Source organism: Corynebacterium sp. c8Ua_99 (assembly GCF_039907185.1).
GTDB lineage: Bacteria > Actinomycetota > Actinomycetes > Mycobacteriales > Mycobacteriaceae > Corynebacterium > Corynebacterium jeikeium_D.
Genome location: NZ_JASBOG010000002.1, coordinates 258,148 through 283,424 on the forward strand (window position 1 = coordinate 258,148; position 25,277 = coordinate 283,424).

Annotated in this window: 23 protein-coding genes; 22 read left to right on the top strand and 1 reads right to left on the bottom strand. The window is 59.5% G+C overall.

Annotated elements, in window-relative coordinates; all coding sequences use genetic code 11:
- Position 1: 1 nt before the first annotated feature.
- Positions 2–2,422: a DUF2339 domain-containing protein gene (locus QKE19_RS02420; protein ID WP_070603170.1), complete on the bottom strand. Its 2,421-nt coding sequence runs from the start codon at positions 2,420–2,422 to the stop codon at positions 2–4.
- A 411-nt stretch (positions 2,423–2,833) separates the two neighbouring features.
- Between QKE19_RS02420 and infC the strand changes: the two genes are divergently transcribed.
- From infC to QKE19_RS02530, 22 genes are all read left to right on the top strand, one after another.
- Positions 2,834–3,385 (top strand): translation initiation factor IF-3, encoded by a 552-nt coding sequence (infC, locus tag QKE19_RS02425; RefSeq protein ID WP_172954614.1) that lies wholly within the window; start codon positions 2,834–2,836, stop codon positions 3,383–3,385.
- Positions 3,386–3,461: 76 nt separating this feature from the next.
- Positions 3,462–3,656, top strand: a complete 195-nt coding sequence (gene rpmI / locus QKE19_RS02430) for a 50S ribosomal protein L35 (RefSeq protein WP_005511726.1) — start codon at positions 3,462–3,464, stop codon at positions 3,654–3,656.
- A gap of 77 nt (positions 3,657–3,733) precedes the next feature.
- Positions 3,734–4,117, top strand: coding sequence for a 50S ribosomal protein L20 (gene rplT / locus QKE19_RS02435; RefSeq protein WP_016422904.1), 384 nt, complete (start codon positions 3,734–3,736; stop codon positions 4,115–4,117).
- Positions 4,118–4,300: 183 nt separating this feature from the next.
- A complete protein-coding gene (locus QKE19_RS02440) occupies positions 4,301–5,131 on the top strand; it encodes an RNA methyltransferase (RefSeq protein ID WP_347890298.1) in 831 nt (276 codons plus the stop codon).
- A gap of 98 nt (positions 5,132–5,229) precedes the next feature.
- Positions 5,230–6,279 carry a phenylalanine--tRNA ligase subunit alpha gene (gene pheS / locus QKE19_RS02445; RefSeq protein WP_347890299.1) on the top strand — a complete coding sequence of 350 codons (1,050 nt, stop codon included), beginning with the start codon at positions 5,230–5,232 and terminating at the stop codon, positions 6,277–6,279.
- A 32-nt stretch (positions 6,280–6,311) separates the two neighbouring features.
- Positions 6,312–8,804 (top strand): phenylalanine--tRNA ligase subunit beta, encoded by a 2,493-nt coding sequence (gene pheT, locus QKE19_RS02450; RefSeq protein WP_347890300.1) that lies wholly within the window; start codon positions 6,312–6,314, stop codon positions 8,802–8,804.
- A 27-nt stretch (positions 8,805–8,831) separates the two neighbouring features.
- Positions 8,832–9,668 carry a trypsin-like serine protease gene (locus tag QKE19_RS02455; RefSeq protein ID WP_347890301.1) on the top strand — a complete coding sequence of 279 codons (837 nt, stop codon included), beginning with the start codon at positions 8,832–8,834 and terminating at the stop codon, positions 9,666–9,668.
- A 180-nt stretch (positions 9,669–9,848) separates the two neighbouring features.
- A complete protein-coding gene (gene argC / locus QKE19_RS02460; protein ID WP_210401203.1) occupies positions 9,849–10,889 on the top strand; it encodes an N-acetyl-gamma-glutamyl-phosphate reductase in 1,041 nt (346 codons plus the stop codon).
- On the top strand, positions 10,886–12,094 hold the full coding sequence (argJ, locus tag QKE19_RS02465; protein ID WP_070858862.1) for a bifunctional glutamate N-acetyltransferase/amino-acid acetyltransferase ArgJ: 1,209 nt from the start codon (positions 10,886–10,888) through the stop codon (positions 12,092–12,094). Before argC ends, argJ begins: the two co-directional genes overlap by 4 nt.
- 21 nt (positions 12,095–12,115) lie before the next feature.
- Positions 12,116–13,009: an acetylglutamate kinase gene (gene argB, locus QKE19_RS02470; RefSeq protein ID WP_005511727.1), complete on the top strand. Its 894-nt coding sequence runs from the start codon at positions 12,116–12,118 to the stop codon at positions 13,007–13,009.
- Positions 13,010–13,068: 59 nt separating this feature from the next.
- Entirely contained in the window at positions 13,069–14,274 is a 1,206-nt protein-coding gene (locus QKE19_RS02475; protein ID WP_347890302.1) for an acetylornithine transaminase, read from the top strand.
- Between the two features lie 6 nt (positions 14,275–14,280).
- Positions 14,281–15,222, top strand: a complete 942-nt coding sequence (gene argF / locus QKE19_RS02480) for an ornithine carbamoyltransferase (protein WP_070560044.1) — start codon at positions 14,281–14,283, stop codon at positions 15,220–15,222.
- 4 nt (positions 15,223–15,226) lie between these two features.
- The gene (locus tag QKE19_RS02485; protein WP_005511719.1) at positions 15,227–15,709 is read left to right on the top strand and encodes an arginine repressor; all 483 of its coding nucleotides are present in this window, start codon (positions 15,227–15,229) and stop codon (positions 15,707–15,709) included.
- Between the two features lie 49 nt (positions 15,710–15,758).
- The gene (locus QKE19_RS02490) at positions 15,759–16,958 is read left to right on the top strand and encodes an argininosuccinate synthase (protein ID WP_070652652.1); all 1,200 of its coding nucleotides are present in this window, start codon (positions 15,759–15,761) and stop codon (positions 16,956–16,958) included.
- 45 nt (positions 16,959–17,003) lie between these two features.
- The gene (gene argH, locus QKE19_RS02495; protein WP_016422893.1) at positions 17,004–18,443 is read left to right on the top strand and encodes an argininosuccinate lyase; all 1,440 of its coding nucleotides are present in this window, start codon (positions 17,004–17,006) and stop codon (positions 18,441–18,443) included.
- A gap of 508 nt (positions 18,444–18,951) precedes the next feature.
- On the top strand, positions 18,952–20,103 hold the full coding sequence (locus tag QKE19_RS02500) for a hypothetical protein (protein WP_284857895.1): 1,152 nt from the start codon (positions 18,952–18,954) through the stop codon (positions 20,101–20,103).
- Between the two features lie 6 nt (positions 20,104–20,109).
- Positions 20,110–21,756, top strand: coding sequence for a VWA domain-containing protein (locus tag QKE19_RS02505; RefSeq protein WP_347890304.1), 1,647 nt, complete (start codon positions 20,110–20,112; stop codon positions 21,754–21,756).
- Positions 21,743–22,390: a hypothetical protein gene (locus QKE19_RS02510; RefSeq protein WP_347890306.1), complete on the top strand. Its 648-nt coding sequence runs from the start codon at positions 21,743–21,745 to the stop codon at positions 22,388–22,390. Before QKE19_RS02505 ends, QKE19_RS02510 begins: the two co-directional genes overlap by 14 nt.
- Positions 22,380–22,553 (top strand): Trm112 family protein, encoded by a 174-nt coding sequence (locus QKE19_RS02515; RefSeq protein ID WP_016422889.1) that lies wholly within the window; start codon positions 22,380–22,382, stop codon positions 22,551–22,553. Before QKE19_RS02510 ends, QKE19_RS02515 begins: the two co-directional genes overlap by 11 nt.
- Positions 22,554–23,204 carry a DNA-3-methyladenine glycosylase gene (locus QKE19_RS02520; RefSeq protein ID WP_347890307.1) on the top strand — a complete coding sequence of 217 codons (651 nt, stop codon included), beginning with the start codon at positions 22,554–22,556 and terminating at the stop codon, positions 23,202–23,204.
- 48 nt (positions 23,205–23,252) lie between these two features.
- Positions 23,253–24,521: a tyrosine--tRNA ligase gene (tyrS, locus tag QKE19_RS02525; protein ID WP_347890308.1), complete on the top strand. Its 1,269-nt coding sequence runs from the start codon at positions 23,253–23,255 to the stop codon at positions 24,519–24,521.
- 244 nt (positions 24,522–24,765) lie between these two features.
- Positions 24,766–25,140 (top strand): hypothetical protein, encoded by a 375-nt coding sequence (locus tag QKE19_RS02530; RefSeq protein WP_126108062.1) that lies wholly within the window; start codon positions 24,766–24,768, stop codon positions 25,138–25,140.
- Positions 25,141–25,277 lie beyond the last annotated feature (137 nt).

A 25,277-nucleotide genomic window follows, 5' to 3' on the forward strand; every position in this document is an offset into this window, starting at 1 on the left:
CTTAGGTAGTCGGCTCGTTTCCGTCGGAAATTCCAGGACCGTCGGTGCGGGTGAAGCCTTCCAGTCTGTCAGCAACGGGGTCGGCATCGGCAGCGGCGGCAGCGTCAGTATCGCTGGCGGTGCCGTCACGCTCCGGTGCCGCCGGCTCCTCGGCACTCTTCTGCTTTGCCCCGGAGACCGCCATGGCCAGCAGAATCAGACCACAGCCGAGGAACGCCAAGGCGCGGATAACGCCATCGAGCGTTGCCATGTCGTAGAAGATCAGCTTGACGATAGACAGCGCCGCAATCGTTAAACCCGCTGCCAGTCGCGCCGGAATGTGGTGGAACCTCTTCGATAGCACCAGCATGCCGGCAATCGTGGCCCAGAAAATACTCAACAACATGTGTGCAGCGTTGAAGCTCACGCCAATAGTCGTGAGCAGCATGATAAATGGCATACCCAGTGCAGCCAGGCCAATCAGTGCAAAAGCTGGCGGTAGCTGCGACCTCGCTGCCGTCACGGCCAGGCCGACGTCGGCGCACAGCAGGAACAACAGCGAAAGCATTTCTGCCCACGTTGCCGAGTAGTCGTCCGCAGCACCGGCATTCAATGCTGCGGGCAGGATGTAGAGGTGTACTACCGTTGCGCCGAGCAGCCAGGTCAGTGCCGCAATCTTTGTATATGGTGCGACGGCATCCCGGGTTGGTTCAGGAGCCTGTAGTCGTGCGCCAATCGCGCCGTGCTTCGGTGCTGTGGCCAGCGCCCAGACAAAGAGCGCGGCACCGATAGAGATTGGGATGAGACCCCAAGAGTGGGGTCCAGTATCGGCTCCTGAGCTCCTTTCCGGGCCTGCCACCGCGAGCGCTAGCCAGGGCAGAATTGCCGTGGCTAAGGCCATTGGGGCGAGATAGCGGAAGATGGCACGGTTCCAAAGGAATACTGCAGCAATTGCGATGAACAGCACGAATCCGCCGTAGAGCAGCAACCAGAGGCTGGAGGTGGACTGTGCGGCGTTGACCGTGGGGACTGCAGCTACAACCGGAGTCGAGAAGGCAACTACTGACGTGATGGTGACCAGATCGTCTTCCCAGGTGCTGGTTTCCGAAGGCTCGTCGTCAAGCTCGGGAGTGAGTTGGCGAGCCAACGCCAGCGGGCCGAACTGGGCAAACGCGAAAAGGGCAATGGTGAGTGCGGCGATTGCGGGCATCACCAGTGCATTGTTGGTCGTGATTACGCCGATGAGAACGTTTGCGCCGAGCAGGAATGCGACTACGTACTTCCGGAAGGGGACGTTCAGGAGGCCGACGATAGCGGCGATGACCATCAGTTGAAGGGTGATTTGCGCGAGCGAGGAGCTCAGCGGGCGGGCGTGGAAGTTGAGGCCGATCGTCGCCCACAGCATTAATCCGGTGTTGATTGTGATTGTCCACGCCGCGGTTGCACTCGACTTCGTCCACCGCGCGCCGTATAGACCGACTGCGGCGAAAGGCAGCATGATGACCAGCGTCGCGGCCACCGGAATCCAGTCGAGGAGGTAGGACATCGACATCGTTGTCAGGTGCGCAGCGGCTAGTGATGTCGCAATCAACGCCGTCACACCAGCAGGCGGTGCTTGACGACGGTGCGCTCGCACAGCCGCGACCGCGAGCACGGCGGCCAACAAGTAAGCCAGGACCACACGACCGGCCGGTCCAATCAGGCCGGATTGGATTGCGACCGCGACGAAAAACGCGATACCGGCAGCGGTGATGAGACCACCGAAGATGGCGATGATTCTGATGATTGCCTTCTCGTTGCGCCACCAGGGCTCGCGAGGTTCGCGCGGTGCCTCTGGCAGCTTCGGTGGCGGGGTGGAGTCTGTGGGAGAAGACTGTGGCGAGGGAGAAGACTGTGGCGACTTCGAATCCCGCCGCCATTGGTGGGCAGAGGGGAAGCCGAACATCGGCTGCGCAGTTGCGTCGCTCTGTGGCAGGGGTGCTGGTTGGTTCCGCCAGTCAGCTTGCGTTGGCGGTGGTGGCACCTGCATCTGCTGAGACTGCTGGGGATACTGCGGTGTGGCCAGCGTCTGCTCAGCCTGCGGTTCCCAACGGGGACGAGGTGCCTGCTCTAGTGGCGGACTGGGCGCTGGCGGCGGTTGCGGATTGTGTTGAGGTGTCCCTTGAGGTGCAGCATGGGGCGGCGCTTGAGTCGCACCTTGAGGCGCGTGCGGTCCAGTCGGCGCTTGCCCGCTTTCCTGAGAAAGGCGCACCTGCCAAGTATGAGTCAGCTGAGCCAGCCGAAGCGAGCTAGCTTCGAGATCTGCCAGAGCATGGGAAAGCTCTGAGACGGAGTCGCCGGTCAGGACAAAATCGCCGGTCGGAGGCTTGTCGTATCGGGCGGAATGCTGATTAGGATCGGTGTTCTCGGCTTTAGGGCCAAAGCCGTTGGAGCCAGTATTCATGGTGACGACTTTAATCGTGTTTGGCCTAAAAACTATGGAGAGAATCTACCAATCTGATTACAATTCGGATTGCACTTTTAAGCGCTCGGTAGTGCGCCGGGGAGCTGGTGGTAAATAACCTGGCATAAGCGTCGGTTTTGGTGTGCGAGAACAGCTGTGTTAACATCTCGTCTACGACCGCCAGAATGCGATGTTTGCTGCCTTCGGGGAGCATTTAGTTGCATTCGGCAGCGAAGAGGATTTAAGTCCCACCCTAGGTGCGCCAAAGAATTACGGTAGCGCCGGGGTCCACCCTAATCGGTGATGTCACATCGCACGATTGGAAGGCGTCCTTATACAGTGTGTAGTAATCCGCTGTAGACGCGTGGCTTTTCTTCCTTTCCCGCTTGCTATCGCGGTTTGAAACGAAGATTGTTCAGGTTCAACCTAGGAGGCCACATCAGCGCTGAAGCTCGTATTAACGAGGATATTCGAGTACCGGAAGTCCGCCTTGTAGGACCGAATGGTGAGCAGGTGGGCGTTGTCCGCACCGGTGACGCACTCAAGCTCGCTTACGAAGCAGACCTTGACCTGGTTGAGGTTGCTCCGCGAGCAAAGCCGCCGGTCGCCAAGATTATGGACTACGGCAAGTTCAAGTACGAACAAGCCCAGAAGGCACGCGAGGCTCGAAAGAACCAGCAGCAGACTGTGGTCAAGGAGCAGAAGTTCCGTCCGAAGATTGATGACCACGACTACGAAACCAAGAAGAACAACGTTGTTCGTTTCTTGGAGAAGGGTTCGAAGGTCAAGGTCACGATTATGTTCCGTGGCCGTGAACAGTCTCGTCCAGAACTGGGATTCCGCCTGTTGGAGCGTCTGGCCGCCGATGTCGAAGAGTACGGCATTGTCGAGTCTCGCCCGAAGCAGGACGGTCGCAACATGACTATGGTCCTGGGGCCGGTTCGGAATAAGGGTAAGAAGTAACCGACCTGACCAGAAATGGTTGTAAACGAGATTTTTGCGCCACGAGCGTCAAAGATCGGTAGGGGAGAGTTTTAACATGAAGCAGAAGACCCACAAGGGCACCGCAAAGCGCATCAAGGTTACCGGTTCCGGCAAGCTGCGCCGCGAGCAGGCTAACCGCCGCCACCTCCTGGAGGGCAAGCCGTCCACTCGTACCCGTCGCCTGAAGGGCACCACGGACGTTGCTAAGTCGGACGTCAAGCGCGTCAAGCGTCTGCTGGGCAAGGCTTAATTTTTCAAGCCTCGTCCCAGGGCAATCGCCCTCTTAATTTCACTAGTTCTTAAAGACAACGAAAAGGAAGTATCACCGTGGCACGTGTGAAGCGGTCTGTTAACGCTAAGAAGAAGCGTCGCGAAGTTCTCGATTCCGCAAAGGGCTACCGTGGTCAGCGCTCCCGCCTGTACCGCAAGGCCAAGGAGCAGATGCTCCACTCCAAGACCTACGAGTTCCGCGATCGCCGCCACCGTAAGGGTCAGTTCCGTCGTCTGTGGATTCAGCGCATCAACGCTGCTGCCCGCGCTAACGACATCACCTACAACCGCTTCGTCCAGGGCCTGAACCTGGCTGGCGTTGAGGTTGACCGTAAGAACCTGGCTGAGATGGCTGTCAACGACCCGCAGGCATTCGCTGCTCTGGTCAAGGTCGCTAAGGATGCTCTGCCGGAGGACGTCAACGCTCCTGCTGCTAAGTAAAGCAGTTACGAGGTAACTCGTACGTAGCGTCGGCAAGCGCCTGCGACTGGCAGTGTGCCTGCCAACATCTTTGAAAAACCACCGTCGATTGGGTTTATGAATAACCTCGGCGGTGGTTTTTCGTATTCGCACTGGCCTGCTGGCGGTTATGAATCCCGAGCCGCATCACTAGGATTAATCACTATGAACTCTGCGCTGTACTTCAACGACGAGCCGTTTACTCCTCGCACCCCGCGAGTCTCGGCGGCTATTCAGCTCCACCGTGCGGCCAAGCGGAAGAAGGCCGGTCGCTTCCTCATCGAAGGCTTCAATTCCGTCGATGCAGCTATCCGCGCAGAGGCTGTCGTGGAAATCTTCGTCACCGCTGCCGCCGCCGAGCAGTTCCGAGAGCTGCTCACGGGGTATCTCGAATCTGGGACGCAGCGCAAGTCTGTTTCGCTTATCGACGACGCCGCCGCCCGCTCTTTGAGCGAAACTGTCACCACCACCGGACTCTTCGCCGTCTGTGACACTAATGCGGTGTCCACTTCGTTGGAAGAGACCATTGAGGTTGGAAAGCAGTCCGGCTGTTTGGTGATTCCGGTGGAGTGCAATGACCCGGGTAATGTCGGCACGATTGTGCGTATGACTGACGCCCTCGGAGCTGGTGCGGTTATCCTTGCTGGCGATTCGGTTGACCCGTTGAATTCTAAGGCTGTGCGTTCCTCGGCAGGTTCTGTTTTTCATACCCCTGTCGCACGCGAGCGCGATATTGATGTCGTTATGGAGAAAGTCAGGGAAGCGGGCTTTACCACCCTCGCCACGGCGATGGATGGCGCTCTCACGCTCGGCGTTGATGCGCTTCCCGACGGTCCCGTCGCCTGGCTTTTCGGCAACGAAGCCCATGGCCTGTCGGAGGAGATTACGGCCTCGGCGGGGGCAAGTGTGTCCATCCCGATTAAGGGCGAGGCGGAGTCGTTGAACCTCGCCACCGCAGCGGCCATGTGCCTGTGGGAGACGGTTCGGGGTAAGTAGGAAACCTCGATGGTGAGGTGCGTGCACGTGTGCAGTTATCCTCGACTATGATTGTTCCATCACAAGAACTGATAGTCCTATATAGAAGTGGTTGACACGTGAGCGATTCGCCAAATCCTATCGATCTTTCCGAGGACGCCCTCCAGGCGGCTGCGCAGAAGGCCACGGATGCCTTTGATGCTGCCGGCAACCTGGATGAGCTTTCTGCCGCCCGCCGTGAGCACTTGGGGGATGAAGGCTACATTCCGCAGGCGCGCCGCGCGCTGGGCTCCATTCCGAAGGCTGAGCGCAAGGATGCTGGTCGTCGCGTAAATGTTGTTCGCGGAGCCGTCGAAAAGCACTATGCTGAGCGTCTTGCAGTGCTGGAGGAAGAGGAAAACGCGCGTCGCCTGGTCGCGGAGCGTATCGACGTGTCGGTGGACACCACGCGGGGCCAGCGCGGCGGCATGCACCCAATTACCATTCTGTCCGAGCAGATCGGTGACATCTTTGTGGGCATGGGCTGGGAAGTTGCCGAGGGCCCGGAGGTCGAAGCCGAGTACTTCAACTTTGACGCACTGAACTTCCTGCCGGATCACCCGGCTCGCACGCTGCAGGATACTTTCCACATTGCGCCGGAAGGATCTAAGCAGGTGCTGCGTACGCACACCTCGCCGGTTCAGGTTCGTACTCTGCAGTCGCGTGAACTGCCGATTTACGTTATCTGCCCGGGCCGTACTTTCCGTACCGATGAGCTCGACGCCACCCACACCCCGGTCTTCCACCAGGTCGAGGGGCTCGCTGTGGACAAGGGCCTGACCATGGGGCACCTGCGCGGCACGCTGGATCACATGGCTAAGGCCCTGTTCGGTCCGGAGACCAAAACCCGCATGCGCACTAACTACTTCCCGTTCACCGAGCCGTCGGCTGAGGTTGACGTCTGGTTCCCGAACAAGAAGGGCGGTGCCGGCTGGATCGAGTGGGGCGGCTGCGGCATGGTGAACCCGAACGTGCTGCGGGCCTCCGGCATTGACCCGGAGGTGTACTCGGGCTTCGCGTTCGGCATGGGCCTGGAGCGCACCCTGCAGTTCCGCAACGGTCTGACCGACATGCGCGACATGGTCGAAGGCGACGTTCGCTTCACGCAGCCGTTCGGTATCCGCGGCTAATTCACTGACCTACAGATAGGAGTTTTACTTACATGTTCATTCCACAGTCGTGGGTCACTGAAATCGTTCGCGGCCCAGAGAACACCATCAACCCGGACTGGTCCGTCACCCCGGACGAGCTGGATGAGGGCTTTGTCCGCGTTGGTTTTGAAACCGAGGGGCACGAGCCGCTGGAGAAGATCGAAGGTCCGCTGGTTTTCGGTCGTGTCGACCACATTGAGGAGCTCGAGGGCTTCAAGAAGCCAATTCGCTTCTGTCAGGTCAACGTCGGCGATGCCAATGGCACCGGCGAACTGCAGGAGATTATCTGTGGTGCCCGCAACTTCGAAGAGGGCTCGATTGTCGTCGTCGCACTGCCGGGCTGCGTACTGCCGGGCGGTTTCGAGATTTCCGCACGGAAGACCTACGGCAAGGTTTCCAACGGCATGCTCTGCTCCGAAGCTGAGCTGGGCATGACCGATTCCTCCGCCGGTATTCTCACGCTCCCGTCGGCCCCGGCTGAGCTGGGTTCGTGCGCCAAGGAGTTCATCGGTCTCGATGACGAGAAATTCGAGGTCAACATCACTCCGGACCGCGGTTATGCGCTGTCGGCCCGCGGTCTTGGCCGCGAGATCTGCTCCGCATTCAACCTCGACTTCGCCGATCCAGCCAAGGTCAAGGAGCTACCGGTCGAAGGTGAGATCCTGGATGTCACCATCGACGAGGACACCGACACCCGCCGCTTTGGTCTGCGCCGTGTCACCGGCATCAATCCGAACGCCGAGACCCCATGGTGGATGCGCCGCCGCCTGCTGCTGGCTGGTCAGCGTCCGGTCAACGTGGCCACGGACGTCACCAACTACGTGATGCTGCTGCTCGGTCAGCCGATGCACGCCTTCGATGGCTCCAAGATCGCTGGTGGCCTGCACATCCGCAACGCTAAGGCCGGCGAGACTCTGACGACTCTCGACCACGTGGACCGCAAGCTCGACCCGGCGGACGTCGTCATCTGCGACGACAACGGTATTCAGTCGCTGGCCGGCATCATGGGCGGACTTACCTCCGAGATTGCCGACGACACCACCGATGTGGTCTTCGAGGCCGCCAACTGGTCGCCGCTGCACGTCTTCCGCAGCGGTCGCCGCCACAAGCTGAGCTCCGAGGCTTCCCGACGTTTCGAGCGCGGCGTGGACACCGCTCTTGTCGAGCCGGCTCTGGACTTGGCCTGCCAGCTGCTCGCTGACATCGCCGGCGGCACTATCGACACTGGTCGCACCCTGCTCGGCGAGGTTGCCACCATGCCGACTATTGACTTTGCCGTCAACCGCGCCAGCGAAGTTGCGGGCGTTGATTACCCGCGTGAAACCGTCATTGGTCGCCTGCGTGAGGTCGGTTGCGAGGTCGTTGACAACGGTGACCGCCTGGCTGTCACTCCGCCAACCTGGCGCTCGGACCTGACCATGTCCGCTGACCTGGTTGAGGAAATCTTGCGACTGGAGGGTCTGGAAGACATTCCGGTTATCCTTCCAATCGCTCCGGCCGGCCGCGGTCTGACCGAGCGTCAGCTGCGCCGCCGCTTCGTCGGTCACGCGTTGGCCCACAATGGCTACCTGGAGATTCTGCCGACACCGTTCATTGCCAACGATGTCTTCGACGTCTGGGGCCTGGACGCTGATGACCCGCGTCGTAACACCGTCAAGGTCATCAACCCGTTGGAGTCCGACCACGCTCAGCTGGGCACGACTCTGCTGCCGTCCATGCTGGAGTCGCTGAAGCGCAATGTTGCTCGCGGCCAGGTCGACCTGTCGCTCTACGGTGTGGAGCAGGTATCCATCGAGCGCGGTAACGGTGTCTCGCCGATGCCGTCGACTGCTGGCTTGCCGAGCGAGGCCGAGCGCGCTGAGCTTCTGGACTCGCTGCCGGAGCAGCCACTGCACGTCGCCACTGTCGCCTGTGGGCGGATCCGCCTGGACAGCCCGTGGGGCGATGAGGCCGCGTACACCGTCGCCGATGCCATCGAAGCTGCACGCATTGTTGCCCGCGCCGCCAACGTCGAGCTGGAGATCCGTAACGCTGAGGTGCTGCCGTGGCACCCGGGCCGCTGCGCTGAGCTGCTTGTCGACGGCGAGGTCGTCGGCCACGCCGGTGAGCTGCACCCGAAGGTGTGCAAGGACGTTGGTCTGCCGGAGCGCACCTGCGCGATGGAGATTAATCTCGATGCACTGCCAGTGACGGAGCACCTGCCGGCGCCGGTACTCAGCCCGTTCCCGGCTGTCCACCAGGACGTCGCGCTTGTTGTCAGCGATGAGGTCTCCGCCGCAGAGGTGGAGAAGACTCTGGTGGAAGGTGCCGGTGAGCTCCTCGAATCCATTCGTATCTTCGATGTTTACCGTTCCGAGCAGATGGGCGAAGGCGTTCGCTCACTGGCGTACTCCCTGCGTTTCCGCGCACCGGACCGTACGCTGAAGGAAGAGGAAGCTTCCGCGGCTCGCGAGGCGGCCATTGAGCTGGCCACTACCCGTCACGGCGCTCAGCTGCGCGGCTAAAAGGGGAGACCACAGGGAGAGATACCCATGATTGGCAACTTGCGGCACCGCGACAACAGGCTGGATAGCGCAGAGGCGCGAGAGCAGCGCGTTGGGGCGTGCGCGGTGAGCAGCGCGAAGCCTGCGACGACTGTGGCGGCAGCTGCTGTCACGGCAGGTCTGTTGCTCACCGGCGTGCCGAGTGCGGCTGCGCTGGTTGGCGGGGAGGCTGCTGCGCCGAGTGTGGCGGCGGACTCCGTGGTGTCAATCATGGTCCAGACCAGTCCCCATACCGGAAACTTTTGCACGGGAACTGCAATCGCCCCGCAGTGGGTAATGACCGCCGCCCACTGCGTGCGTGATGTCCCGCAGCAGGCTGGGGAAGTAGAGGTCGGTTTCGGTCAGGATTCCCACCGTGTTCCTATCGATAGCTGGGAAATTGCACATACCGGTGACGTAGCGCTTGTTCACCTTGCGGGCGACGCAGCTCTTCCGGGGTATCCCGCAATGGAACGTCGTCAAGCGTTTTCGGAGCAAGAAACGACAGGCACGGTCTATGGGCGATCGCTGCTCGGCGATGTTGCGGATGGCTCGCTGCCGTCGGCGACCGTCACCGCTTCGATGTGTCCGGTGAAGTATCAACAGTGCGTGCGGGAAGACTCGGTGTTGGCGCGCATGGAGCGACCCGCGGCGTTGCAGGTAGGCGATTCGGGCGGACCGCTCTTTATCGACGGCCAGCTAGCGGCGGTGTTCTCGGGCGCGGTGGCTTTTGATGGCAGCGTGGCACCGGAGGAGTCGGGTTACTATCTCTACACCACGACGTCATCGGTGGCGCAGTGGGCAGATGGCGTGATGAGGCAGGAGCCAAGCGTCGTAGTTGAATAGTCCGGCGTTGAGTAATCCGGCGTGCTGATTGAATGACCGGCTCGGCGAACGAGATGTATGTACCGACGACGGAGTTATATTCATAATTCACTCACGTCACATAGGTATAATTCCAGCACTTTGACAACGAATTCTATGAATATCTTGCAACGCAGTGAATAAAAGTGTTGAATGTTTGGCATGAGTATTTCCGTTGCCATTGCTGGTGCGACCGGTTACGCAGGAGGAGAGATCCTCCGCCTCCTGTTGTCGCACCCGGCGTATCTTTCCGGCGAACTGACCATCGGCGCACTAACGGGAGCATCCAACGCGGGTGCCCGTGTGGGCGACATTATGCCTCATGTGGCACCTTTGGCTGACCGTCGTATTGAGCCGACTAATGGTGACACACTTGCCGGGCATGACGTGGTGTTCCTCGGCCTGCCCCACGGTCATTCGGCTGCGATTGCAGAGCAGTTGGGCGATGACACGGTGATTATTGACTGCGGCGCGGATTTCCGCCTGCAGGATGCCGATGAGTGGGAGCACTACTACGGCTCGGAGCACGCCGGTACCTGGACTTACGGTATTCCAGAGCTGCCGGGCAACAGGGAAGTAGTGGCTGCTTCCAAGCGTATTGCTGTGCCGGGTTGTTTCCCCACTGGCGGTACCATTACGGCACTGCCGGCAGTTGCAAAGGGTCTGGTCAAGCCGGATCTGTCCGTTGTTTCCGTCACCGGTACCTCCGGTGCGGGCAAGAAGGCAGCTGTGTCCCTGCTCGGGTCCGAGGTTATGGGCAATCTCCGTGCCTACAACACTGCGGGCAAGCACCGCCACACCGCAGAATTCCTACAAAACCTCAAGCCGTACGCAGAGGATCTCACCGTCAGCTTCACGCCGGTGCTCGCCCCAACGTCACGCGGCATTCTCACCACCATTACCGCCCCGCTTGTCGACGGGGTGACGGAGGCAGCCGCACGGGAGGCCTACCTCGAGTTCTACAAGGATGAGCCGTTTGTGCAGGTGTTGGCCGAAGGGCTGCAGCCGCAGACGCAGTCGGTAATTGGCTCTAACTTGGTTCAGATTCAGGTTGAGGTAGATGAACGCGCCAAGCGTCTGGTGCTGACCTCGGCGATCGACAATCTGACAAAGGGCACCGGTGGTGCCGCAGTTCAGTGCATGAATTTGGTTACTGGACAGAATGAAACTGCAGGACTTCCATTGGTAGGAGTTGCCCCATGATGAAGGAAGAAAAAGAAGGTCTCGTCAACGTCGCTGGTGACGAAGGCGGCGTATGTGCACCTCAGGGGTTCGTGGCCAGTGGTGTCATTGCAGGCATCAAGGTCAGCGGAAACCCGGACATGGCGCTCATCGTAAACCAGGGGCCGGAGAAGACTGCCGCGGCTGTCTTTACTACCAACCGTGTCCAGGCTGCGCCGGTGACGGTATCCAAGAAGCACATCGCTGACGGCAAGCTGTCCGCTGTGGTGCTGAACTCGGGCAACGCCAATGCCTGCAATGGTCAGCCGGGTATTGCCGACGCCCTCGAAGTCTGCCAGAAGGTCGCAGATGAGCTCGGCGTCGATGTTACCGAGATTGGTACCTGCTCCACCGGCTTGATTGGTGACCGGCTTCCGATGGACATTGTTCTGGCAGGTGTGCCGAAGCTTTGTGAGAATCTGGGCAGCGATGCCGCCGCAGGTACGGCTGCAGCAGAAGCCATCTTGACCACTGACTTGGTGGCAAAGCAGGCCGTTGCGCATGGTGACGGATTCACTGTCGGTGCCATGGGCAAGGGTGTTGGCATGATTAGCCCGTCGATGGCCACGATGCTCGGTGTGATTACGACGGATGCGTCGGTAAGCGCAGAAATGGCGCACGAGGCTATTGTCAAAGCTAGCGAGGTTACGTTTAACCGCCTAGATATTGATGGCTCCACATCCACCAATGACACCGTCATCATTTTGGCCAACGGTGCCTCTGGTGTGAAGCCCTCGCAGGAGGAGCTCGACCAGGCAGTGCTCAGTGTGTGTGATTCCATCGCACGCCAGATGCAGTCGGACGCCGAAGGCGTGACCAAGCGTGTGTCCGTGACCGTGCGTGGCACCGGTGGCGCGGAAGATGCCCTGGTAGCTGCTCGAATCATCGGCCGCGACAACCTCTTCAAGTGTGCGATGTTCGGTTCGGACCCGAACTGGGGTCGTGTGCTGGCGGCTGTCGGCACTGCACCGGTGGATATGGATCCGGAGCACATCACTGTTTCCTTCAACGGTCATGTAGTCTGTCGCGATACCGGTGGCACGCCTGATGCTCGTGAAGTGGATCTCTCCGGCAAGGACATTGCCGTGGAGGTTGACCTCGGTACTGGTAATCCGGAAGAGGCCACGATTCGTACGACTGACCTTTCCCACGACTACGTTCACATCAACTCGGCATATTCGTCGTAAAGGTTTTGAGGAGACTCTGCAATGGTTCACCAGTTGACCGAAGGGCTGTCCTTCGAACAGCGGGCACATGTGCTGGCGGAAGCACTGCCGTGGCTGCAGCACCACCGCGACAAGATTGTGGTGGTCAAGTACGGCGGTAACGCGATGACCGACCTGAAACTGAAGAAGGCCTTCGCGCAGGACATGGTTTTTCTGCGCACCGTGGGGGTGAAGCCGGTGGTTGTCCACGGTGGCGGCCCTCAGATTTCGTCGATGCTCAAGCGCCTGGGGCTGGAGGGAGAGTTCCGAGGCGGTTTCCGTGTCACGACTCCGGAGGTCATGGAAATTGTCCGCATGGTGCTCTTCGGGCAGGTCGGCCGCGAACTGGTGAACCTCATCAACGCCTACGGCCCCTATGCAGTGGGTACCTCTGGTGAGGACGGTGGCCTGTTCACTGGTACTCGACGAACGGTAAACGTCGGCGGCAAGGAAACAGATATCGGGCTGGTCGGCAATATCACCGAGGTGCACTCGGAAACGCTATTGGACCTGATTGATGCCGGACGTATTCCGGTGGTCTCTACGATTGCGCCGTCCGCTGATGGCAAAGAGGTCTACAACATCAACGCCGACACGGCAGCAGGTGCACTGGCATCGGCAATTAACGCGAACCGTTTGGTGATTCTGACTAATGTCGAGGGTCTCTACACGGATTGGCCGAACCGCGATTCGCTGGTGTCCAAGATTTCCACTTCGCACCTGCGAGAAATCCTTCCGACGCTGGACTCGGGCATGATTCCGAAGATGGAGTCCTGCCTGAACGCAGTGGATCAGGGAGTGCCTGCGGCCCACGTTATCGATGGCCGCCAGCCACACTCGGTGCTGCTGGAGCTGATGACTTCCGGCGGTATCGGCACAATGGTAGAGCCCGGATAAGGCAGAAAAAGACGGACAAGAATTTACCTACACACACGTTAGGCAGGTCGAAAGACGACATGAGCGACTTCAAGCAGCAGTGGCAACACACGATGATGAACAATTACGGCACGCCGCGCATTGAGCTTGTGCAGGGTAAGGGCGCTATTGTCTCGGATTCCGAGGGCAAGGAATACCTGGACCTGCTCGCCGGTATTGCAGTCAACGCGTTGGGTCACGCGCATCCGGCGATCGTGGAAGCCGTGTCCAAGCAGATTTCCACGCTGGGGCACGTGTCCAACATCTTCGCCTCTGAGCCGCCACTGGCACTGGGTGAGAAGCTCATTGAGCTCACTGGCTGGGACACCGATGACACCCGGGTTATGTTCTGCAATTCCGGCACCGAGGCCAACGAGGCTGCATTCAAGCTGGCGCGTTTGACGGGGCGCAACCGTATTATCGCGACCCACCACGGGTTCCACGGCCGCACCATGGGAGCACTTGCCATGACCGGTCAGCCGGACAAGCGCACCCCGTTCGAACCGATGCCGGGTGGAGTCGAGTTCGTGCCCTACGGTGACATTGACTTCCTTACCAAGACCATCGAATCCGATCCGTTGGGTGTCGCAGCGGTGATTCTGGAACCAATTCAGGGTGAGACCGGCGTGGTCGCACCGCCAGAGGGATACCTCGCCGACGTCCGCGAACTGACCAAGCGCTTCGACGTCCTCATGATTGTCGACGAAGTGCAGACCGGCATTGGCCGTACCGGCCAGTGGTTTGCCCATCAGCACGATGGCATCGTGCCGGATGTTATGACCCTGGCTAAGGGGCTCGGCGGCGGACTGCCGTTGGGCGCTGTCATCGCTAACGGCCGCGCAGCAGAACTGTTCACCCCAGGTGCGCACGGCACCACCTTCGGTGGCAACCCGGTCTGTGCCGCCGCTGGTTTGTCCGTTATCGAGACGCTGGAAGAAGAAAAGCTGCTCGATCGAGTCACCGAGAAGGGCAAGGTTCTGGCTCGCAAGCTTGCGTCGTTAAGCCATGTCGATCACGTGCGTGGTCGAGGCTTCATGCTTGGGCTGGTGCTGTGCGAGAACCTGGCTAAGGAAGCGGTTAACGCCGGCTATGAGCACGGAGTCATTTTGAATGCACCACAGGCGAATGTGCTGCGCATCGTGCCGCCGCTGAATCTTAGCGATGAGGAAATCAACCGTGCCGTCGAGTTGATTGATACCTGCCTGAACGACGCCGCTGAGGCTGTCGCAAACAATGGAAGGAATTAGGAACTGATGCTCCGTCATTTTCTCGCCGATGATGACCTGACTCCGCAGGAGCAGGCTGAGGTGCTGCAGTTGGCTGCAGAGCTAAAGGCAGCACCGTACTCCCGCCGGCCGTTTGAGGGGCCGCAGTCGGTTGCGGTGCTGTTCGACAAGACGTCGACTCGTACCCGTTTCTCCTTCGACGCTGGTATTGCGGCTCTGGGCGGCAACGCGATTGTGGTCGAAACCGGAAACTCGCAGATGGGCAAGGGCGAAACCTACCAGGACACCGCTGCTGTGCTCAGCCGTTTTGTCTCGGCAATCGTGTGGCGTACCTACGCACAGTCAGGGCTGGAGGCCATGTCTGAAACTGCGACGGTGCCGATTGTCAACGCACTTTCCGACGAGTTCCACCCGTGCCAGATTCTCGCTGACCTGCAGACCATCATCGAGCACAAGTGCCCGGAAGAAGGCCAGGCGGGACTGCGTGGCAAGAAGGCTGTCTACTTCGGCGATGGTGCCAACAACATGGCCAACTCCTACCTAGTAGGCTTCGCCACCGCAGGGCTGGACGTCACCATCTGTGCACCGGAGACCTTCCAGCCGGAGCAGGTCTACGTCGACCGCGCCAAGAAGGTCGCGGAGCAGACCGGTGCGGCCGTGGCCGTGACCGCAGACGTCGATGAGGCCATTGCCGGTGCCGACGTTGTCATCACCGATACCTGGGTCAGCATGGGGCAGGAGAACGACGGCCTGGATCGTCGCACTCCGTTTCTGCCGTACCAGATCAACGCTGAGCTGATGGCGAAGGCAAATGAGGATGCCATCTTCCTGCACTGCCTGCCGGCATACCGCGGCAACGAAGTTACTGCCGAGGTCATCGATGGCCCGCAGTCGGTAGTCTTTGACGAGGCGGAAAACCGCATGCACGCTCAGAAGGCGTTGCTGACCTGGCTGGTGGAGAGGCAGTAAGGTCATGACCGCAGCACAACCAGGTTCTCGCACAGCTCGGCAGACGCGCATCGCTGACCTGTTGGCGCAGCATCACGTGTCCAGTCAGGTTCAGCTCGTCGAGCTGCTTGCCGACGAAGGCATTGAGATTGCGCAGGCGACGTTGTCCAGAGACCTCGATGAGCTGGGCGCCCGAAAGATTCGCGATGGAGCCAACGGTTCGCGTTATTCCATCGTCGAAGATGCACTCGCTGTCTCCAGCGGGGCAGTGGCCAGGATGCGGCGCGTTTTAGACGAGCTGCTGGTCTCCATTGATCATTCGGGCACCATCGCGGTTGTGCGTACACCACCGGGAGCCGCACAGTATCTAGCCAGTGTGATTGACCGTGCGGGACTCAAAGAAATCGTTGGCACAATTGCGGGAGATGACACCGTAATGTGCCTGGCTAGAGAACCACTTTCCGGCGCTGACCTAGCCCAGCGTCTAGCCGCCGGAACGAACCAGTAAACTATTTCACGAAATGCTTTAAAGCACCGATTAAAGGAGCGCTTACCCTATGACCAACCGGGTTATTCTTGCTTACTCTGGTGGCCTCGATACCACCGTTGCTATTCCGTACCTCAAGGAAATGACGGACGGCGAGGTCGTCGCAGTTTCTATCGATGTCGGACAGGGCGGCGAGGACATGGAGTCCGTGCGTCAGCGCGCTCTGGACGCCGGCGCTGTCGAAGCTGTCGTTGTCGACGCCAAGGACGAGTTCGCCGAGGAGTACTGCCTGCCGACCATTAAGGCCAATGGTCTTTACATGAAGCAGTACCCGCTGGTTTCTGCACTGTCGCGCCCGCTGATTGTTAAGCACATGGCGAAGGCTGCAGAGGAGTTCGGTGGCACCCACGTTGCTCACGGTTGCACCGGTAAGGGCAATGACCAGGTCCGTTTCGAGGTCGGTTTCGCCAACACCGCCCCGGATCTGAAGATTATTGCACCGGCTCGTGACTTCGCTTGGACCCGCGACAAGGCTATTGCCTTCGCTGAGGAGAAGGGTCTGCCAATTGAGCAGTCCAAGTCCTCTCCGTTCTCCATTGACCAGAACCTCTTCGGTCGTGCCATTGAGACCGGCTACCTGGAGGACCTGTGGAACGCACCAACCAAGGATGTCTACGCGTACACCGAGGATCCGACCCTGAACTTCAGCTCCCCGGACGAGGTCATCATCTCCTTCGAGGACGGTAAGCCGACTGCCATCGACGGCAAGAAGGTTTCCGTGCTTGAGGCCATCGAAGAGATGAACCGCCGCGCTGGTGCTCAGGGCATCGGTCGTCTGGACATGGTTGAAGACCGCCTGGTCGGCATTAAGTCCCGCGAGATTTACGAGGCTCCGGGCGCAGTTGCCATCATGACCGCACACGCAGCGCTCGAGGACGTCACCGTTGAGCGTGAGCTGGCCCGTTACAAGCGTCAGGTCGAGGGCGAGTGGGCCAACCTGGTCTACGACGGCCTGTGGTTCTCGCCGCTGAAGCGCGCGCTGGATGCCTTCATCGAGGAGTCCCAGAAGGGCGTTTCCGGTGACATCCGCATGGTCATGCACGCAGGTCACTGCAACGTCAACGGTCGTCGTTCGAACACCTCGCTGTACGACTTCAACCTGGCTACCTACGACGAGGGCGACACCTTCGACCAGACCCTGGCTCGCGGTTTTGTCGAGCTGCACGGCCTGTCCTCGAAGATGGCCGCAAAGCGCGACTTCAAACTGTAAAGATTCTCCAGAGCGACTAGAGCGAAAGGCCTATTGGAAAAGACAATGGTCGAAAAGCACGGTACCAACGAAGGCTCCCTGTGGGGCGGCCGCTTTGCCGGTGGCCCGTCCGAGGCGATGGCCGCATTGAGCAAGTCCACCCATTTTGACTGGGTGCTCGCGCCTTACGACGTTCTTGCGTCCAAGGCCCACGCCCGAGTGCTGCATGCCCGTGGGCTGCTCAGCGATGCCGACTTTGACACCATGATCGAAGGCCTTGATCAGCTCGGTCGCGACGTTGCCTCCGGCGAATTTGGTCCAGAGCCGACAGATGAGGACGTCCACGGTGCTATGGAGCGCGGTCTGATTGATCGCGTCGGCCCGGAGGTCGGCGGTCGCCTGCGCGCTGGTCGTTCCCGTAATGACCAGGTGGCAACTCTGTTCCGCATGTGGCTGCGCGATGCCGTGCGCGGCGTTGCACTGGATGTCACTGACCTGGTTGCCGCCCTGGTGGCTCAGTCCAAGGCACATCCGGATGCCATCATGCCGGGCAAGACCCACTCCCAGGCAGCGCAGCCGGTATTGCTGGCACACCAGTTGCTGGCTCACGCGCATCCGCTGCTGCGCGATCTGGACCGCATCCGCGATCTCGACCGTCGACTGGCTGTGTCCCCGTACGGTTCTGGTGCGCTCGCAGGGTCCTCGCTGCACTTGGATCCGGAAGCCATTGCTGAAGAGCTCGGCTTCGACTCTGCCACGGACAACTCCATTGACGGCACTTCTTCGCGTGACTTCGCCTCTGAGGCGGCATTCGTCTTCGCCCAGATTGCCGTGGACATGTCTCGCCTGGCAGAGGAAATCATCTACTGGGCCACCCCGGAGTACGGTTACGTCACTCTGGCTGATGCCTGGTCGACTGGATCCTCCATCATGCCGCAGAAGAAGAACCCGGACGTGGCAGAACTGACCCGCGGTAAGACCGGTCGCCTGATCGGTAACCTCGCTGGTCTTATGGCCACGCTGAAAGCGCAGCCGCTGGCCTACAACCGTGACCTCCAGGAGGACAAGGAGCCTTTGGTGGACTCGGTTGAGCAGCTAACCTTGCTGCTGCCGGCCCTGACCGGCCTGGTGGCAACGCTGACCTTCCATGAAGACCGTCTGCGCGAGCTCGCTCCGGCGGGCTACACCCTGGCCACGGACTTGGCCGAGTGGCTGGTCCGCGAGGGCGTACCGTTCCGCGACGCTCACGAGGCATCCGGCCAGTGCGTCCGCATCGCGGAGTCCAAGGGCGGTATCGGTCTGGACGAGCTTTCCGACGAGGACCTCGCCGGTGTCCACCCGGCACTGACTCCAAAGGTCCGTGAAGTGCTTACTATCGACGGCGCTGTCGCTTCCCGCGATACTCGCGGCGGCACTGCGGGTGTCCGTGTTGCAGAGCAGCTCGCTCGTGTCGACGAGAAGAACACTGAGCTAAAGCAGTGGGCTGAAAAGCCGGTTCGCGGCTAAAACTGGCAAAGCTGGCAACCTGCTAGCTCAGCTAACGCGGCTAATTAATCGGTGTGCGGTCAATCGACCTCACGCCGATTTTTTACAGCCCGGGGAGAAAGTAGAAAAACCAGCAACCCGACAACTGATGACCCGACAACTGGCAACCCGAAAAATTGCGGGCTCCACGTGCGAATACGGGCTGCAAATGTGAAACTGTGTAAGTTTATGACACTTTCAGGCCATTTTTCGGGCCATTTCTGTCATAAACGTAGTCAGTAACTCGGATCGACCCGCCGCCGCCAGTCATAAACGTAGTCAGTAACTCGAATCGACCCGCCGCCGCCAGCAACCCCGTAATGCCAGGGTGCCCCCGAAGTGACGCAGATTACTGATTATTTCTATATCTGTTGCCAGGTTTGGCCGGGTCTCTTACCATAATTTCATGGCGGAAAGTACGCGGTCGAGCGGTGGAAATCGCAGCTCACGAGATAAAAATAAAAATCAGAGTGGTAGCAAGAAAGGGTGCATGGGCCCGGGGGCAATTCTTGCAGTCATTTTGATTGTCATCGCGGCTGTTGCAGTCTATGTCGGTCGCGGCGGTAGTATCCCAGGTTTTTCTGGTGGCAGCTCCGGAGGAAACCGTGATTTCTTCGGTGGTGAAAAGACCGTCGTCAAGGCGATCGTTGGCTCTGAGAAGAAGCCCTTCTTCGAAGACAAAGAGGTCCAGAAGGCTCTTGCCTCTCACGGCTATACGGTAGAAGTAAAGACGGCGGGTTCGCGTCGGATGGCCACGGATGTGGATCTGGATTCCTTCGACTTGGCATTTCCGTCGTCAGCACCGGCAGCGGAGAAAATTGCCGAGAAAATGAGCGGCGCTGAGCGGTACGACGTCTTCTACACACCGATGGCGATCGCTACTTTCGACAACATCTTGCAGGCATTGGCGCGGGAAAATGTTGCTCGCCAACAGGGCACTACGTGGCAGGTAGATATGGCAGCGCTGGCCACGATGCAGCACGACAATGTCCGCTGGCGTGACTTCGCGGAGAACGATTATCCGTCGCCGCGCACGGTGCAGATGTCCACGACGGACATTCGTTCGTCGAACTCGGCCGCAATGTACTTGTCGCTCATGTCTTGGATTACCAATGAAGGCCGGATTGTGTCTGACAATGGGCAGGTCAATGCGGTCTTGCCAGAGCTCACCCCGCTGTTCACCGGCCAGGGATACACGGAGTCCTCATCTGCTGGACCATTTTCGGACTACCTCTCGCAGGGTGTCGGCTCAAAGCCAATGGTGATGGTCTACGAGTCGCAGTTCCTGGGGGAGAACAGTGCCCCGAACAGCCGGTTGAAGCCGGAAATGCGCCTGGCGTATCCATCGCCGACGATTCTGAGTACTCACGTGGCGCTGGGCTTTAACGACAATGGCGCTGCGGTCGCGCGGCTCCTCGCGGAAGACCCTGAGCTTCAGAAGCTGGCGGCCAAGCACGGTTACCGATCCAGCCATCCTGAGGCGATGGAGGAATTCCAGACGCAGTTGAAGACGGGCCAGGAGGTTTCCACCGATTTTGTGGACTCCATTGATCCGCCGAGTTTCGACATCCTCGAGCAGCTTATTGAGGGTGTTTCCCGTGGATACCAGAGCCCTCCGAGACCGGAAACAGAAGAGGGGTAAAGCCGAATGAACATGGATCGAATGAACATGGATAAGGCACTAACTGCCCTCCGCAAAATGCTTCTTGGCCTCGTCGGTGTGCTCGGCATCTTCGCTGTCGTGGCCTGTTCCGACGGTGGCCTGAATCTGCCGCTGGGCTCCGACGATGACAAGACGAATAAGATTAACGTCGATTCTGACCTCAAGGGCTCGACCATGCGTATCGCCGGGGCCACGGAGCTTGCAGAGCTCCAGCCACTGATGCAAAAGGCCTCCGGCGACCTCGGTTTTACGATTAACCTCGAGCTTGTCGACGGCACCGTGAAGAACAGCCACGCCCTTGTCGCAGACGAATTCGACAACCAATTTGACGCCACTTGGTTTGCTACCAACCGGTACGTTGATCTGCTCGGTGGGGCTGACAAGCTGGGCGAAGCCAAGAAAGTTGCCACCTCACCCGTAGCGTTCGGTATCCATTCGGCGAAGGCTCGGGAGCTCGGTTGGGATACCAAGCAGCCGACGTGGGCTGAGATCGCGGAGGCTGCGTCGTCAGGCAAATTGACCTACGGCATGACCAACCCCGCGGAATCGAACTCGGGCTTCTCGGGCGTGGTGTCGGTTGCGACCGCGTTCGCCGACACCGGATCGGCGCTGACTACGGGGGATATCAATCGCATCACGCCTGAACTGCAGAAGTTCTTCGAGGGGCAGAAGATGACCTCGGGTTCGTCGGGGTGGCTGCGTGACAAGTTCCTGGATGAGCCGGACTCCGTCGACGCGCTGATCAACTATGAAGCTGTGTTGCAGCAGATGAACAAAGAGGGCGCTGACCTGGAAGTTGTTGTTCCGAGCGACGGCGTCATTAGTGCGGATTACCCGCTGACGCCACTAGCTCAGCCGGCTAACGACCTTGCCGCGCGGCAGACGGAGGCACTCGGGCAGTGGCTGGAAGCGAATTCGCAGGTTCTCGCCGATCACTTCCTTCGCCCGGTCTCCGATGATGCCAACCTGCCGGAAAGCATGACCAACAGCGTGATCATCGAGCTGCCGTTCCCGGGTGATCGCGCAGTCACGGATCGTCTCATCGAGGCCTACGACAATGACCTGCGCGTGCCCGGAGAGTCAGTCTTTGTTCTCGACACCTCCGGTTCAATGTTCGGTGAGCGCATCGCTGATCTACAGGCGACAATGCGCGCAATCGTCGACGGCAGTGCACGCACCGAAACGGGAAGCGTGGGATTGCGAAACCGTGAGATCGCGACGATCCTGCCGTTCAGTACGAGCGTCGGCGAGCCCACGACCACGACAATTGACGGCCCGGAATCGCGCGCGCAGCTCACCGCCGCCGTCGATGGTCTGTACGCAGAGGGCGAGACGGCGCTTTACGACGCACTGATTCAGGCCTTCGACCTTCTCGGCAGCTCGGATAAGAACTCCATCCCGTCTATCGTGGTGTTGACCGATGGTCAGGTGACGTCGGGCAAGAGCTTTGCGGAATTCCGTGATTTCTACCAGTCCAAGGGCGGGAATCTGCCGCCGGTATTCGTCATCCGCTATGGAGAGGCGGATCCGGGAGAAATGCAGGAACTTGCGAACCTGACTGGTGGTAAGGTCTTTGAATCCCGTGAGACCGAGCTTGCTGATGTGTTCAAGGAGATTCGTGGCTACCAGTAAATCCTCCGGCACTTCTTCTGGCGGTGGCTTTCTCAACAGTCCCGCCAACATTGTCGGGCTCATCCTTGCCATCGCCGTCGTGCTGCTGCACCTGACCGTGGGGCTTGGTTTCCTGTGGCCGGTTGTTGCGATTGCCGCCTGGGGCGCGTCGGTTGCTTTGTTGCCGAGGCAGAGCAAAGGGGCTCAGAAGTCCGTTAGCTCGGCGCCGAAGCCTGAGGTCCCACAGCGTCGCCCGCTCAATCCATCTGAGCTGCGTAGGAATCTCCACCGGGCATTGGGCAGGCTTTTCGATGCCCAGCCTGGCGAAGATCTTGGCAACGCCGCAAATGACCTGGGTGCGACGCTGGAATCCGTCTTGAGCGAGTGGAAGTACCTCAAAGATTATCCCGAGCAGAAGGTGGTCATCGGCGGCATTATCCAGGAGTACTTGCCGCAGACAGTCAACTCCTACCTCGCGGTCCCGGAGCGATTGCGTCACAAAGCCGAGAATCCGGCTCGGGAATCCATCGACCTGCTGCATTCCGCGGTGCAGAAGATCCAGGATGCTATCGGCCAGGACAACCTGATTGCTTTGGAAGGTCAGCGTGACACCCTGGCAATTCAGTTCGGTAAGGTAGTGGACTATGAGCCTTGATCCGAAACTCCTTGAAATCCTCGCTTGCCCGCGTGACAAGGGGCCGCTTGAATACCTCGAAGACGAGCAGGTGCTGGTCAATCCTCGCCTAAAGATCGCCTACCGCATCGACGAAGGCATTCCGGTCATGCTTTCCGACGAAGCTATCGCCTGGGACAAGTAATTGCCTTTCCCGCTTCCCGACGGCTACAGCGCCCTCGACCGCACTGTGCTGTCGGGAGCTCCCATCGAGGCTGCGAAGACACTGCTCGGCTGCGTAATTGTCATCCCCACTGAGCATGTTATCGCCACCATCACGGAGGTCGAGGCCTATGGTGGCCCAGTTGACCAGCGCTATCCCGACCCGGCCGCGCACTGCTTCATGGGGCCAACCGCACGCAATCGCGCCATGTTTGGCCCGGCGGGACATTGGTATATCTACCGCTCCTACGGCATCCACTTTTGTGCCAATATCACCAGCGCTACGGACGGCACGGGCGGGGGAGTATTGGTCCGTTCCGTACGCATTGAGCAGGGCCTGGATGCGGTGCGCCGTCGCCGCGGTGAAAAACCTGCGGTTGCGGGTCTCGGACGTGGTCCGGGCAATGTTGGTCAGGCGCTTGGCCTTGACTTAAATGACTATGGGGTAGATGCGCTGGATCCGTCGTCACGCGTGTTCGTGGCGCAGCCAGAGAGCATCAACCCGGATAAAGATGTCCACGCAGGCCCGCGTGTGGGCGTTCGGCGAGCGGCGAATCGGCCGTGGCGGCTGTGGCTTCCGGACGATTCCGTCTCAGCCTATCGTCGCCACAAGAAGGCCGTTGAGGAGTTCTAGGTCACCCTCGCGGTGAACGTCGGCAAGCGAGACGTTACGATAGGGGACGTGACTGAACAGAACATTATCGACGAACTACAGTGGCGTGGCCTGATTAATCAGTCCACCGATGTTGAAGCGCTGCGCGAGGCGTGCGAAAACCCCATTACTCTGTATTGCGGTTTTGACCCAACTGGCGATTCGCTGCACGCGGGCCACCTGGTTCCGATGATTATGCTGCGTCGTTTCCAGCTGGCCGGTCACCACCCAATTGCGCTGGCCGGTGGCGCCACGGGCTTCATCGGCGATCCGCGTGATGTCGGTGAGCGTTCGATGCTCAGCCAAGACGCCATTGAGCACAACCTGGAGGCCATCAAGGGCCAGCTGCGTCGTTTCATTGACTTTGAGGGCGATGCCCCGGCGACAATGGTCAATAATGCGGACTGGACTATGAACATGTCCGTCATTGACTTCCTTCGCGATGTCGGCAAGAACTTCTCCCTCAACACCATGCTCGATCGCGACACTGTGAAGCGTCGCCTCGAGTCTGACGGTATCTCCTACACCGAGTTTTCCTACATGCTGCTGCAGTCCAACGACTACGTGCAGCTGCGCCGCAACTACGATTGCGTGCTGCAGATTGGCGGCGGCGATCAGTGGGGCAACATCGTCTCTGGCGTCGATTTGAACAGGCGTATCGACGGTGCCAAGGTGCACGGCCTGACGGTGCCGCTGGTGACCGATGCGCAGGGTCAAAAGTTCGGTAAGTCCACCGGTGGCGGCAAGTTGTGGCTGGACGCTGAGAAGACCTCGCCGTACTCCTGGTACCAGTACTTCCTCAATGCCGGTGATTCGGTTGTTATTGACTACCTGCGTTGGTTCACCTTCCTGTCTCAGGAGGAGATTGCGGAGTACGAGGTCGCTGTTGCGGAGCGTCCATTCAAGCGTGAGGCGCAGCGTCGTCTGGCGCAGGAGATGACCAACCTGGTCCACGGCGAAGAGGCCACCAAGGCAGTTGAGCTGGCAGCGCAGGCCCTGTTTGGGCGTGCTGAGCTGACCGAGCTGGACGAGGCCACCCTGGCAGGTGCCGTCTCTGAGACTGAGGTTGCGGAGATCGCTGAGGGCGAGCCGCGTACTGTTGTCGACCTTCTCGTCGCTGCGGGTCTTGCCAAGTCGAAGGGCGAGGCACGCCGCACCATTAAGGAAGGTGGCGCGTACGCTAATAACCAGCGCATCGAGGACGAAGCGTGGGAGCCAGCTGCCGAGGACCTGCTGCACGGCAAGTGGATCGTGCTGCGCCGCGGTAAGAAGAACTTCGCTGGTGTGAAGTTCGTGTAGGTGCTGGTTGGTCTTTGTGTAGGCGCGCTGCTAATCTCTCGATTAATTGGTGTTTATGCAGCTTGATTCCTTTTAGGTAGCTGGGCTAGGGCTCCGGGCAGGCTAGGGGATTGATGATTTCAGAATCATCTGCTCCTGGTCAGCTTGGAGCCTTAGTTGTTTTAAAGGGAGCGTAGAAGCCGAAGCAAAGGTGGTAGCGATGAGTCCAAGACATGAAAACCGTGCTGGACGGGGAGGCTCGTTGATGGGTCGGATTATCGCGCGTTTCTCGAAGAAGTCTCAGCGTGCGTCAGAAACGGGCTCCGAACAAGCCCACGATTTTCAGGGTGAGGTTGCTTCTCGGCGGGTGAGCCCGCAGAGCACGCCAGGCCGATTGACGGTTGAAAACCCAAATGTGTTCTACACCGTTGAAGATAGGCAAAACGAAATCGTTATCCGTGAATATGATGCCTTCATCGGTGGCCTTTCCGACATGGTCGGACTGGAGGATGAATTCCAGCGGAATTTTTACGACCGTGAAGTCATTGTCAGGAAAACCACGGACAGTCAGCGAAAGGAGCGAATACATTCTTCCAGAGAAGCCTTCGAGGATTATCACCGAAGACTTCGTGGACAGTAGCTGTAGCTCTTCTTGGGTTTCATCAAAGGAGAGGACTGGCAGCTTCTGGCAAGTCGCTCTACTGCACAGGAAAACCCTAGATCAGATCTATCTACCTGGGGTTTTGTGTCTTTGGGTCGGGTGTGTGTAATGTATTC